This is a genomic window from Oleiphilus sp. HI0066, from assembly GCF_001635725.1.
Genome location: NZ_LWFH01000731.1, coordinates 1 through 677, shown reverse-complemented (window position 1 = coordinate 677; position 677 = coordinate 1). Strand labels below are relative to the sequence as shown.

Sequence of the window (677 nt, the reverse complement as noted above, 5' to 3'; positions counted from 1 at the left end):
ATCTCAAGTAAGGAGGTTTTGCTGCAAATAGTCGCTAGTTTAGGCCTAGATAAAAGCGAAGCCGAAGACGTCTTAGATAATCCTACTTTTCAAACTGAGTTGGTCGAGATTGAGAGAAAGTGGCTGTCTGGAGGTTTTCACGGAGTGCCGGTAGTGATTATTAACGGTGAAGAAGTTCTACAAGGTGCTCAAGAAACCGAAACCTACCGCGAAGCTTTAACTACAGCATCCTAAAGACAGAACTACATAGAACAGAGGAATTTTTATGTTTACATACTATGAAACCAATACTGCGCCAGAAGAGTCGAAATCGTTAATGGAAGCTTCGTTGAAAGGTTTTGGCATGATACCTAATTTGCACAAGATATTGGCAGAAGCACCTGCTACTTATGAGGCTTACAATACTGTATTTAGCCTATTCATGAAAAACACAACCCTGTCGCCGATTGAGCAGCAGGTAGTTTTTATGACTGCGAACTTCGAAAATAACTGCCACTACTGCGTGCCGGGCCATACCTGGATGATGCATTCCGCGAAAATGCCTGAGGAAGTTATCGAAGCATTACGTGAGGGTACTGAGATACCTGACGCTAAGCTTCAAGCTTTGCACGACTATGCTAAAGCACTACTAGATAAGCGTGGTCACATTGGAGATGAAAAGCTACAAGACTTTATTG

The 677-nt window shown here is 42.7% G+C and carries 2 protein-coding genes; both read left to right on the top strand.

The window, feature by feature from the left end; translation table 11 throughout:
- Window positions 1-234: DsbA family protein (locus A3738_RS08970; RefSeq protein WP_197473744.1), on the top strand; the 234-nt coding region annotated here is incomplete at its 5' end.
- 31 nt (window positions 235-265) lie between these two features.
- On the top strand, window positions 266-677 hold a 412-nt coding region (locus tag A3738_RS08965; protein WP_068763544.1), incomplete at its 3' end, for a carboxymuconolactone decarboxylase family protein.